This window comes from Pseudomonas oryzihabitans (assembly GCF_032027545.1).
Classification (GTDB): domain Bacteria; phylum Pseudomonadota; class Gammaproteobacteria; order Pseudomonadales; family Pseudomonadaceae; genus Chryseomonas; species Chryseomonas oryzihabitans_F.
In genome coordinates, this window is the sequence record NZ_JAVSJB010000002.1 from 25,733 (window position 1) to 37,837 (window position 12,105).

Sequence of the window (12,105 nt, forward strand, 5' to 3'; positions counted from 1 at the left end):
GTACCGCCACCGCGCGAGGATTTCCATGCTGAAACGCCTGACTATCTCGAACAAACTCAACCTCGGCTTCGGCGCGATCCTGGTCATTATCCTGGCGCTGATCCTCGCCGCCAGCCGAGGCTTCACCGAGGTCAACTCGGCGGTCCGGCAGAACATCCACTCCTACGAGGTATTGCAGGACTCCGATGCCGCGCTGCTGGCACTGGTCAACATGGAAACCGGCATGCGCGGCTTCGCCCTGACCGGCAAGGACGACTTCCTCGCGCCGCTGAACGAAGGCGAGCGGCTGTTCACCGAGCAGTTGCAGGAGCTGATCCAGCTCACCCACGACAATCCCGAGCAGCAGCGCAGCCTGACCCAGCTCGGCGCTGACAAGGCGGCCTGGAAGAGCGACTCGGTGCAGCAGATCCTCGCCCTGCGCCGGCAGGTCAACGCCGGCACCCTGTCCCTGGACGTCCTCACCGCCCGCATCGCCACCGCCCAGGACAAGGCGAAGATGGACGCCATGCGCGCGCTGCTGGGGCAAATCAAGGCCCGCGAGACCAATTTGCTGGATGCCCGTACCGAGTCCATGGACGACGCCAAGCGCCAGGCCATGCTGACGCTCATCGTCGGCGGTGTGATCGCCGCCCTGCTGGCCCTCGGCATCGCCTGGTCGCTATCGCGCACCATCGTCGGCCGCCTGGCCCAGGCGGTGACGGTAGCGCGCAACATCGCCAACGGCCATTTGGACTCGCCCATCACGGAAAGCGGGGGCGACGAGGTGGGCCAGTTGCTCGGCGCCTTCGGCCTGATGCAGGAGAAGCTGCGCGAGATGATCCAGCGCATCAAGCAGGGTACCGACCAACTGGTCGCCGCCGCCCAGGGTATCTCGGCCAATTCGCAGCAACTCTCCGCCGCTGCCCAGGAGCAGTCCAGCGCCGCCTCCAGCATGGCCGCCACCGTCGAGGAACTGACGGTGAGCATCAATCACGTGGCGGACAACGCCAACGAGGCCCACGACCTGTCCAGCCAGTCCGGTCGCCTCGCTCAGGATGGCGGTCGTACCATCCAGGCGTCGGTGGACAGCATGAGGTCCATTGCCGGCACCGTGCAGTCCTCGGCCGACCGCATCGGCGAACTGGGTGAACACTCCGAGCGCGTTTCTTCCATCGTCAGCGTGATCAAGGGCATCGCCGACCAGACCAACCTGCTGGCGCTCAACGCCGCCATCGAAGCAGCCCGGGCCGGGGAACAGGGACGCGGCTTCGCCGTGGTGGCCGATGAGGTTCGGCAGCTGGCGCAACGCACCGCCAACTCCACGCAGGAGATCGCCGCCATGATCGAGAAGATCCAGGCCGCCACCCATGCCGCCATGGCCGATATGGACGTGGGCGTGCGCCAGGTCAACGCCGGCGTCGACCTGGCCAACCAGGCCGGCGAGGCGGTGGTCAGCATCAACACCTCGTCGGATAACGTGGTGCGGGTGGTCAACCAGATCTCCCTCGCCCTGCGCGAGCAGACCGCCGCCAGCCACGACGTGGCGCGCAACGTCGAACGCATCGCCCAGATGGCCCAGCAGAACAGCGAAGCCATTGGCGAGACGGTGCAGACGGCGGTATCCCTGGACGCCCTGGCCAAGGACCTGAATCGGCAGATCGGGCAATTCCGCTGCTGAGAGGGCCGTAGCTGCCACCTTCCGGCAATGGTGAAATCCCGGTAGTGCCGTGATTTCACCGGGGGCAGACCCTAGGAAACACCTTGCAACATTCGTTTAGCGAAACGGTCACACAGGCGTCCCCCTCAAGGCTTCGCTTGCATGACTACCCCTCGCCCCGCCGATCGTCTGCCCCGCCTCAATCAACTGCGCAACCTGAAGATGGCCCGTTCCGCCCATGCCTATGTGCGCGGTAGCACGGTGCAGTTCTACGAGTGGCTGCACAGCCAGCCGGGGCGCAACCTGCCCAACGGGCCGGCGGTATGGATCTGCGGCGATTGCCATGCCGGCAACCTGGGGCCCACAGGGGATCTCAAGGGCGCCACCGACGTCAATATCCGCGACCTGGACCAGACCGTGGTGGGCAATCCGGCCCATGACCTGGTGCGCCTGGCCTTGTCGCTGGCCACGGCGGCACGCGGCTCCGATCTGCCAGGGGTGACCACCGCGCGGATGCTCGAAGAGATGATGCGTGGCTACGAGATCGCCTTCGAGGACGATCTCGAGCGCGAGGTACCGCGCCCCGCCCAGGTCAAGGCCGGAATGCGCAGCGCGGTGCAGCGCACCTGGAAGCACCTGGCCCGCGAGCGCATGGAGAACACCCGGCCCAAGCTGCCTCTGGGCAAGCACTTCTGGCAACTGAGCAAGGCCGAGCGCCAGGCCATCGCCGAACTGTGCCAGACACCCGGCATCCACGCCCTGGTGACCTCGCTCAAGGGCCGCAGTCACGACAGCCGCGTCGAGCTGCTCGACAGTGCCTACTGGGTGAAGGGCTGTAGCTCCCTGGGCCTGAGACGCTACGCCGTGCTGTTGGGGGTGGATGATGGCGACGACCAGGACTTCTGCCTGATCGACGTCAAGCAGGCGGTGGCCGCCGCCGCACCACGGGCCGCCCACGCCGCCATGCCGCGCGACAACGGCAAGCGAGTGGTCGAAGGTGCGCGCCAGCTTTCCCCTGCCCTGGGCAATCGCATGCTGGCGGTGCGGCTGCTGGACCACTCCTTCTTCATCCGCGAACTGCTGCCCCAGGATCTCAAGCTGGAGCTGGACGAACTCAGCGCCCGCGAGGCCATGGGCGCGGCGGCCTACCTGGCGCGGGTCGTGGGCCGCGCCCATGCCCGGCAGATGGACCTGGCCACCCGCGTGGAGTGGATGAGCGATCTGCAGCGTAACCGCACCCGCACCCTGGATGCCCCCTCCTGGCTCTGGAGCAGCGTCGTGCAACTGGTGGGGGCCCACGAGATGGGCTACCTGGAACACTGCCGGCGCTATGCCCTGGAGCATGCGCAGGACTGACGTCGGCAAGGCTATGCCGTCGGAAGGTGCACGGTCCGGGTACCAGACGGACAGCCAGAACCGCGAATGATCCAGGAGGGGATGTAGCGATGCCACCGGCACCTGTTACCGCTCTTCCCCTCCTTTTGCCCGTCTGCCAGTTTCAGCGGCAACAACGTCATCCGGCACTTAAACTTCCGTTTTTACAAGGAGGTTCCAGTGAAAAGGACGATCATTCTCTTGGCTGCGTTGCTCGGCGGCTGCAGTATCAAACAGCAGGTAGCCCCTGCAGAGCTGTCCGCGGCGAGCTCTTCCGAGATTTGTACCATCCCCGCTGTAGGACTGAGATCAGGCTTCAATACGACCTATGTCAATGCTCTGCAGCAGAAAGGATTCAAGGTCAGGCCACTATCTGCCGGTTCCAATCCCGGCGAGTGCGAGCTTTCGACCACCTACACCGCCACCTGGGGCTGGGATCTGGCGCTGTACATGAAGTTCGCCGATATCCGTGTGTTTCAAAACGGACGCCAGATTGGCCAGGCCGTATACGACTCACGCTGGGGCTCTGGCCGACCGGACAAGTTCATTAACGCCGAAAACAAGATCAACCAGCTCGCCGACGAGTTGTTTCCCCGCGGTGCCAGCGTACTCGCCGCCCGGTATCCAGTGTCCTCTTCCATCCCAGCGCCTGGCAGCTTGTCCAAGGAGGCCCAGATCCAAGCGCTTCAGGGGCAAGGTTTGTCCTATGAGGAGTACTCGAAACGGTATCGGGAAATCTTGGCTCAGTGATAGGTCGCACCTCGTTGCAGTTCAAGCCAACAGACCCCTGGGGTAGATTTTGAGCGACATGCAGGTGACAACGCTGAAGCGCTGCTTTCGCCCGCCCATTCCCGCGCTTCTCGATGTAGCACGCTATCTGGACGCCGCGGTATCCGCGCACCACGCCGGCTATGCACTGGACGCAGCAAGGTTGTTCACGCTCGCGGACTGTTCGACTTCGCGGCAGTGGCTGGAGTCCATCTGGGGCCGGGCCAGTCCTTACGTGACGGTGACCAGGTTGCCGCCCGTACCTATCACGATGCCCGTCAAGGCCAGGATGCCTACCGGTTCTCAGATCCGCTGCCTTCATCAGCGCGACGGTTTTCACTGCCGCTTCTGTGGGCTACCCGTGATTCGCGCGGAAATTCGCAAGAAGGTGGTCGCGCTGTATCCCGATGCAGTCAGCTGGGGCAGGACGAATGCCTCTCAGCATGCGGGCTTCCAGGCGTTATGGGCCCAGTATGATCATGTCGTGCCCCATTCCGCAGGCGGTAGCAACAAGCTGGATAATCTGGTCGTGACCTGTGCTGCCTGCAACTTCGGCAAGATGTCCTATCGCTTGGAGGAAATTGGCTTGCTGGACCCGAGAGAGTTTCCAATCGTGGTCAGTCATTGGGACGGACTGGAGCGGCTTTAGGCGTTCCCAGACCAAAAATTCGATCGGAGTAGTGACTCTTACTACCTCATAGGGTCCGATTCTGCACGTTCCTGAACAAGGCTGTACTGCGCTCATGCCCTCCTCCCCCCGTCCCGGTTTCGTCTCCGTCCGCGGTGCCCGCGAGCACAACCTGAAGAATGTCGACGTGGACATCCCCCGCGATGCCCTGGTGGTGTTCACCGGGGTGTCCGGCTCGGGCAAGTCGTCGCTGGCCTTCGGTACCCTCTACGCCGAGGCCCAGCGGCGCTACTTCGAATCGGTGGCGCCCTATGCCCGACGGTTGATCGACCAGGTGGGGGTGCCCCAGGTGGAGGCCATCGAGGGCCTGCCGCCGGCGGTGGCCCTGCAGCAGCAACGCGGCCAGCCAAGCAGTCGCTCGTCCATGGGCAGCGTGACCGGACTGTCCAGCCTGGTGCGGATGCTCTATTCCCGCGCCGGCCGCTATCCGGCCGACCAGCCGATGCTCTATGCCGAGGACTTCTCGCCCAACACGCCCCAGGGCGCCTGCCCCGAGTGTCACGGCCTGGGCCGGGTCTACGAGGTAACCGAGGCCTCCATGGTGCCGGACCCGTCGCTGACCATCCGCCAGCGCGCCATCGCCGCCTGGCCCACCGCCTGGGGCGGGCAGAACCTGAGGGATATCCTGGTGACCCTGGGCTACGACGTCGATATCCCCTGGCGCGACCTGCCCCAGAAGCAACGCGACTGGATCCTCTTCACCGAGGAGCAGCCCACCGTACCGGTCTATGCCGGCCTCACCCCCGAGCAGACCCGCGCCGCGCTCAAGCGCAAGGCCGAGCCCAGCTACCAGGGCACCTACACCGGGGCGCGGCGCCATGTGCTGCACACCTTCGCCAACTCCCAGAGCGCCAAGATGAAGCAGCGCGCGGCGCGCTTCATGATCGGCCAGACCTGCCCACTGTGCCACGGCAAGCGCCTGACCCGGGCGGCGCTCTCGGTGACCTTCGCCGGCCTGGACATCGGCGAGCTGTCGCGCCTGCCACTGGACGACCTGAGCGTGCTGCTGCGCCGGGTCGCTGCCGGCGACTTCGACGAGACCAAGGACGCGGAAGTGCTGGACGCCAAGGCCGGCCAGCAGGATCGCGCCCGGCGCAAGGCCGCCGGTGGCAGCGACCACGCCGGCGCGCCGGACGTGCGCCGCACCCCCGATCTGTCCCCGGAAAAACGCCTGGCCGCCCAGCGCATGGCCAGCGAATTGCTGGAACGGCTGCAGACCCTGACCCGCCTGGGCCTCGGCTACCTGGCGCTGGAACGCAGCACCACCACCCTCTCCTCCGGTGAGTTGCAGCGGCTGCGACTGGCCACCCAGCTGGTGTCCCAGCTGTTCGGCGTGGTCTATGTGCTGGACGAACCCTCAGCCGGCCTGCATCCCGCCGATGGAGAGGCGCTGCTGGAAGCCCTCGACGGCCTCAAGGCCCAGGGCAACTCGCTGTTCGTGGTGGAGCACGACCTCGCCACCATGAAGCGTGCCGACTGGCTGGTGGACGTCGGTCCCGCCGCAGGCGAAAGCGGTGGTCGGGTGCTCTACAGCGGTCCGCCCGCCGGCCTCGCCGAGGTCAAGGAATCGGTGACGGCGCGCTATCTGTTCGCCGCACCGCAGCGCGAAACCCGGCCACCCCGCGAGCCCCGGGGTTGGCTGCGGCTGGCCGGGGTCACCCGCAATAACCTCCAGGGCCTGGACGCCGCCTTTCCGCTGGGCTGCCTGACCGCGGTGACCGGTGTCTCCGGCTCGGGCAAGTCCAGTCTGGCCAGCCAGGCGCTGCTGGAACTGGTCGGCGCCGAGCTGGGCCAGCGCGCCGCCGAGGACAGTGACGAGGCAACGGAACTGGATGCCGACGCCCTGCCTGCCACCACCGGCCAGGTAGTCGGCGGCCTCGGTGGCATTCGCCGCCTGGTGCCGGTGGACCAGAAACCCATCGGCCGTACGCCGCGTTCCAACCTGGCCACCTACACCGGGCTGTTCGACGGGGTACGCAAGCTGTTCGCCGCTACCCCCGAGGCCCAGGAAAGAGGCTTCGATGCCGGGCGCTTTTCCTTCAACGTCGCCAAGGGCCGCTGCCCGACCTGCGAGGGCGAAGGCTTCGTCAGCGTCGAATTGCTGTTCATGCCCAGCGTCTATGCCGCCTGCCCCACCTGCCAGGGCGCCCGCTACAATCCCGAGACCCTGGAGGTGCGCTGGCAGGGCAAGACCATCGCCGAGGTCTTGGGCATGACGGTGGACGAGGCCCTGGCCTTCTTCGCCGGGGAAGCCACGGTGGCGCGCGCGCTGCGGGTACTGGCCGACATCGGCCTGGGCTATCTGCGGCTCGGCCAGCCGGCCACCGAACTCTCCGGCGGCGAGGCCCAGCGCATCAAGCTGGCCACCGAACTGCAACGCACCAGCCGCGGCACCACCCTCTATGTGCTGGACGAACCCACCACCGGCCTGCACCCGGCCGACGTGGAGCGCCTGATGCGCCAGCTGCACGGCCTGGTCGACGAAGGCAACACGGTGGTGCTGGTGGAGCACAACCTGCAGGTGGTGGCCGGCAGCGACTGGCTGATCGACATCGGCCCCGGCGCCGGCACCGCGGGCGGCCGCATCGTCGCCTGCGGTACGCCGCGCAGGGTGGCGGACGACCCTGCCAGCCCCACGGCGCCCTATCTACGGCCCTTGTTCGACTAGCCGACCGCCGGCGCCACACTCCGCCGGCAGGCCGCCAGCACCAGCAGCGATAGACCAGCCGCCAGGGCGCCGAACTGGAAGGTGGCGGCGGAACCGAGGAAGTGCCAGAGCGCCCCGGCGATGGTGCTGGCCAGCAGCAGGGCGATGCCGCTCACCAGGTTGAACAGGCCGAAGGCGGTACCACGCAACTCGGCCGGGGCGGTCTTGGCGACCATGGCGGCGAGCAGGCCCTGGGTCATGCCCATGTGCAAGCCCCAGAGCAGGATGCCCAGGGCCAGGCCTGCCCAGTTGCCGGTCCAGGCCAGTACCAGGTCGGCGGCGATCAAGAGGACCAGTCCCCAGGCCAGCAAGGTGCGATGGCTGACCCGATCGGACAGCGCCCCCAGCGGATAGGCCGACAGCGAAAACACCAGGTGCATGCCCACCATCACCAGCGGCACCAAGGCCAGGGGCACGCCCAGTTGCTCGGCCTTGAGCACCAGGAAGGCTTCGCTGAAGCGTGCCAGGGTGAAGACCGCGCCAAGCAGCGCCACCTGCCAGAAGGCCGGCGGCAGCTTGCGCAACTGGCTGCGAGTGAGCGGATTGCGGCGCGGCTGGACGATGGCTGCCTTGGGCTCGTCAAGCCCGAAGACCAGCAGCGCTATGGCGATGAAGGCCGGGATCACCGCCACCCAGAACACCGCGCGGAAGTCGTTGGCCCAGAGCAGCATCAGTCCTACCGCCAGCAACGGTCCGAGGAAGGCGCCGAGGGTATCCAGCGACTGGCGCAGGCCATAGGCGGCGCCACGGATCTCCGGCGGCGTGACGTCGGCCACCAGGGCATCGCGCGGCGCCCCGCGGATGCCCTTGCCGATGCGATCCATGAAGCGCGCGCCGAACACCAGGCCGGCACCGCTGGCCAGGGCGAACAGCGGCTTGCTCAGGGCGCCCAGGCCGTAGCCCAGCACCGCCAGGCCCTTGCGCTTGCCCAGGTAGTCGCTCAGGACCCCGGAAAAGATCTTGGTGATGAGCGCCGTCGCCTCGGCCACTCCCTCGAGGATGCCGATATAGAGCACGCTCAGGCCCAGGCCGGTGGCCAGGAACAGCGGCAACAGGCTGTGGATCATCTCCGAGGAGAGGTCCATGAACAGGCTCACCCCGCCCAGTATCCAGACCCCACGGGGTATCCGTCGCCAGCTTCCCATCATCCCCAAGACGCTCCCAGTACCGTGGCAGGCAAACCGCCCGAACCTAGCATGGCGATTGTGCACGGCTCTACCAAAGCGACATCCCTGGTTACACTGGGCGCTGCTCTTTCCATCGAGGCCAACTCATGAAAACCCTGCTGGTCATCGGCATCGGCGCCGGCGATCCCGACTACCTCACCCTCCAGGCCATCGCCGCCCTCAATCGCGCCAGTACCTTCTTCCTGTTCGACAAGGGCACGGAAAAGGACAGCCTGATCCATCTGCGCGAAACGATCTGCGCCCGGCACATCCAAGAGCCGAGCTATCGCTTCGTCACCGCGCCCATTCCCGAGCGTCGCCGCGAGGGTGACTACCGCCAGGCGGTGGACGACCTCAACGCCGCCAAGCAGGCCCTAATGGCGCAGATGATCGAGGAGGAGCTGGGCGAGGACGACTGCGGCGCCTTCCTGGTCTGGGGCGATCCGGCGCTGTACGACAGCACCCTGCGCATCCTGGCGGCGATCAAGCGCGAGGGCCGGCTGGACTTCGACTACGAGGTGATCCCCGGCATCTCCAGCGTCCAGGCCCTGGCCGCGCGCCATCGGGTAGCGCTCAATCGCATCGGCCAGGCCCTGGAGATCACCCCGGGCCGCCGCCTGCAGCGCTTCCCCGAGCACCTGGACAGCCTGGTGGTGATGCTCGACGCGCACGAGGCCTACCGCCAGCTGGACGATCCGCAGCTGTATATCTACTGGGGCGCCTACGTGGGCACGGCGGACGAGATCCTCATCGCCGGGCGCCTGGTGGAGGTGGCCGAGGAGATCCATCGGGTGCGCAGCGCCGCGCGCGAAGAGCACGGCTGGATCATGGATACCTATCTGCTCTGCCGGGGGCCGGCGGACGCCTGAGAGCCTTTCCAAAGGCTGCTGCGCGTCGGCCAAACGGCATCGCCTGCAGTTCTCTCCGGCGAGCGGGACGCGACATTTCGGCGCAGGCGGTGACGGTATCCATCCCGTCGGGCTGTGCGCCCGCGGCGGCGATGATACAGTCCACAGCCATGAAAACCGTCCGTTCCCCGCGCACCTCGCTCGCCTGGATGCTGCTTGCCTGCATCCTGTTGAACGGACTCGTCTGCGCGCTGGGGCATGGCCAGATGCTCGCCCGCTTCACCCAGCCGCTGCTTCCGGCGGCCAGCGCGGCGCACGCTCATCACCATCACGACGCGCAGCCCCTGCACGCCCAGGTGGACATGGCCGGCATGCACGCCAGGCTGCCGGGCGGCAGCGTGACGAGCCTCTCACCTACCAGCGATTGCGTCTTCGCCGCCACCCTGCTGCTGGTCACCCTGGCCTCTATCGTCCTGCAGTGGCTGCTCAGGCCCGGCGATCCTCATCGCCGCCGCTATCGCGGCGCCCTGCCGCCACCGCCCCGCGCGAGCCGCTCCACCCTCCATCCCCAGGCACCCTGACACCCCGGTCGCGGAAAGCTGCTGTCCTCCTTTTTCCGTAATCCTGCACGCGACCCGCTGTCGGCCGCGTGTCGCTCCGTGGTGACCGTCATGACTTCGCACCCCTCCGCTCCGGCCGTCCAGGCACCGGGGCCGCTGTTGCAGCTGCTGGCGCGGCTGCACTTCCTGATCGGCCTGTTCGTCGGGCCCTTCCTGCTGGTGGCCGCCGCCAGCGGCCTGCTCTACGCCCTCACCCCGCAACTGGAAGCCCGCCTCTACGCCGAGGCCTTGCATACCCCCAGTCGCGGTGAACCCCTGCCACTGGCCGAACAGATCCGCGCCGCCCAGGCGGTGGCCGGCCCGACCCTGACCCTGGGCGCGGTACGGCCGGCGCCGGCCGCGGGCGATACCACCCGGGTGATGTTCAACGACCCCTCCCTGGGCGAGTCGACCCATCGCGCACTGTTCATCGACCCGGTCACCGGCGCCATCCGCGGTGATATGGCGGTGTACGGCACCAGCGGCATCCTGCCCCTGCGTACCGCCATTGATCAGTTCCACCGCAGCCTGCTACTGGGTGACTTCGGCCGGCTCTACAGCGAACTGGCCGCCTCCTGGCTATGGATCGCTGCTCTGGGTGGGCTGACGCTCTGGCTGGTACGCCGCCGCCAGCGCCGCCCAGCGCGGGGCTTGCGCGGCCTGCATGCCAGTACCGGGCTCTGGCTGCTGGGTGGGCTGTTGTTCCTGTCCGCCACCGGCCTGACCTGGTCACGCTTCGCTGGCGACAATATCGGCGTCCTGCGTGCCCACTATGGCTGGTCCACCCCCAGCGTGAAGACCGCCCTGGGCAGCACCGCCATGCCAGCCATGAGCCACGACGAACACGCCGGCCACCACGGCCAGGGCGCCCTGCCCGCCGCCCTGGCCGCGCCCCTGGACCCGGCCACCTTCGACCGGGTGTTGGCGACCGCACGAGCGGCGGGGATCGACGCCGGCAAGGTGGAAATCCGCCCGGCCCGCAGCGCCGACAAGGCCTGGACGGTAGCCGAGATCGACCGCCGCTGGCCGACCCAGGTGGACGCCGTGTCCATCGATCCCCAGGATCTGCGCGTGGTCGACCAGGTGCATTTCGCCCAATACTCCTTGCCGGCCAAGCTGACCCGCTGGGGCATCGACGCTCACATGGGCGTGCTCTTCGGCCTGGCCAACCAGCTGGTCCTGGTGGCCATCGCCCTTGGCCTGCTGGCGATGACGGTCTGGGGCTATCTGCTCTGGTGGCGGCGCCGTCCCACCCGCGATCCGGCGCAACCCGGCCTGCTCGCCCTCTGGCGCCGGCTGCCACCGCTGTCGCGGATGCTGGTGCCGGTCGTGGTCCTGGCGCTCGGCCTGTGCTTGCCGGTACTGGGCGGTAGTCTGCTGGTCTTCCTGCTGGTAGACGCCCTGCTCGGCCTGCGCGGTCCGGCCCTGCGCACAGAGGCCGGTTCGGCTTGAGGTGGAAAGGAGGCAAGGGCTGGGGTGAGGGCCCGTAGCGTGGAAAACCGCGCAGCGTTTTCCACCTGTGCCATGCCGGACGCGTGGACAAGGCTGCGCCGTTGTCCACCCTACAACGCGCGCGGCATCTCGCCTGCTCCAGACCTTCCCCAGACCATCCATCGGCATACCCCGTTCTTGGCTGGCGCACTCTGACGAGGCGCTTATAGTTATCGCAATCCCCATCACCCAAAGGATCTGCCCATGCCCCGTCTGCTGCACGTGATAGGTTCGCCCCGCCAGGATCGCTCCGCCTCCCTGGAAGTCGCCAATGCCTTCATCCAGGGCTGGCAAGGCAAGCATCCGGATGGCGAGGTCGATACCCTCGACGTCTGGCATTGCGACCTGCCGGAATTCGACGGCCCCATCCTCGAGGCCAAGTACGCCGGCATCCAGGGCCAGTCCTTGAGCGCCGAACAGGAGCATGCCTGGACGGTCGCCAAGCAACTCGCGCAGCGCTTCAAGGCTGCCGACGTGCTGCTGTTCGGCGTACCCTGCTGGAATTTCGGCATTCCCTACAAGCTCAAGCAGCTGTTCGACGTGGTCAGCCAGAAGGACCTGCTGTTCACCTTCGACGAGCGCGGCCTCAACGGCCTGCTCGGTGGCCGCCAGGCGCTGGTGATCGCCGCTCGCGGTGCGGCCCTGGATCGCCAGGCGCACCAGGAATCCTATCTGCGCACCTGGTGCGAGATGGTCGGCATCGACCGCGTGCACACCGTGGTGCTGGAGAAGACCCTGTTCGGGCCCGAGGTCGACCAGGCCTCGCGCGAGCAGGCCAGCCGCGACGCCGTGGCGCTGGTGGACAAGCTCTGAGCCCTCGCTTCGTCG

At 67.3% G+C, this 12,105-nt stretch carries 9 protein-coding genes and 2 pseudogenes; 10 read left to right on the forward strand and 1 reads right to left on the reverse strand.

The window, feature by feature from the left end; translation table 11 throughout:
* Window positions 1-25: 25 nt before the first annotated feature.
* The 6 genes and pseudogenes from RND78_RS28135 to RND78_RS02560 all read left to right on the forward strand — a co-directional run.
* Window positions 26-802, forward strand: a pseudogene (locus RND78_RS28135) (CHASE3 domain-containing protein); the annotation flags it as partial.
* A 258-nt stretch (window positions 803-1,060) separates the two neighbouring features.
* Window positions 1,061-1,657 (forward strand): annotated as a pseudogene (locus RND78_RS28140) (methyl-accepting chemotaxis protein); the annotation flags it as partial.
* A 141-nt stretch (window positions 1,658-1,798) separates the two neighbouring features.
* Entirely contained in the window at window positions 1,799-2,992 is a 1,194-nt protein-coding gene (locus RND78_RS02545; protein WP_312725818.1) for a DUF2252 domain-containing protein, read from the forward strand.
* Between the two features lie 198 nt (window positions 2,993-3,190).
* Window positions 3,191-3,760 (forward strand): Sbal_3080 family lipoprotein, encoded by a 570-nt coding sequence (locus tag RND78_RS02550; RefSeq protein ID WP_312725821.1) that lies wholly within the window; start codon window positions 3,191-3,193, stop codon window positions 3,758-3,760.
* Window positions 3,761-3,818: 58 nt separating this feature from the next.
* On the forward strand, window positions 3,819-4,427 hold the full coding sequence (locus RND78_RS02555; RefSeq protein ID WP_312726541.1) for an HNH endonuclease: 609 nt from the start codon (window positions 3,819-3,821) through the stop codon (window positions 4,425-4,427).
* 94 nt (window positions 4,428-4,521) lie between these two features.
* The gene (locus RND78_RS02560) at window positions 4,522-7,134 is read left to right on the forward strand and encodes an excinuclease ABC subunit UvrA (protein ID WP_312725822.1); all 2,613 of its coding nucleotides are present in this window, start codon (window positions 4,522-4,524) and stop codon (window positions 7,132-7,134) included.
* Here the strand turns inward: RND78_RS02560 and RND78_RS02565 are convergent.
* Window positions 7,131-8,321, reverse strand: a complete 1,191-nt coding sequence (locus RND78_RS02565) for an MFS transporter (RefSeq protein WP_312725824.1) — start codon at window positions 8,319-8,321, stop codon at window positions 7,131-7,133. The genes RND78_RS02560 and RND78_RS02565 overlap by 4 nt on opposite strands.
* Before the next feature lie 125 nt (window positions 8,322-8,446).
* Here RND78_RS02565 and cobF point away from each other — a divergent pair, with 125 nt between their 5' ends.
* From cobF to RND78_RS02585, 4 genes are all read left to right on the forward strand, one after another.
* Window positions 8,447-9,208 carry a precorrin-6A synthase (deacetylating) gene (gene cobF, locus RND78_RS02570; protein ID WP_312725825.1) on the forward strand — a complete coding sequence of 254 codons (762 nt, stop codon included), beginning with the start codon at window positions 8,447-8,449 and terminating at the stop codon, window positions 9,206-9,208.
* A gap of 149 nt (window positions 9,209-9,357) precedes the next feature.
* Window positions 9,358-9,768 (forward strand): hypothetical protein, encoded by a 411-nt coding sequence (locus RND78_RS02575; RefSeq protein WP_312725826.1) that lies wholly within the window; start codon window positions 9,358-9,360, stop codon window positions 9,766-9,768.
* Between the two features lie 90 nt (window positions 9,769-9,858).
* Window positions 9,859-11,238 carry a PepSY-associated TM helix domain-containing protein gene (locus tag RND78_RS02580; RefSeq protein ID WP_312725829.1) on the forward strand — a complete coding sequence of 460 codons (1,380 nt, stop codon included), beginning with the start codon at window positions 9,859-9,861 and terminating at the stop codon, window positions 11,236-11,238.
* Window positions 11,239-11,481: 243 nt separating this feature from the next.
* Window positions 11,482-12,090, forward strand: coding sequence for an FMN-dependent NADH-azoreductase (locus tag RND78_RS02585; RefSeq protein WP_312725831.1), 609 nt, complete (start codon window positions 11,482-11,484; stop codon window positions 12,088-12,090).
* Window positions 12,091-12,105: the final 15 nt, after the last annotated feature.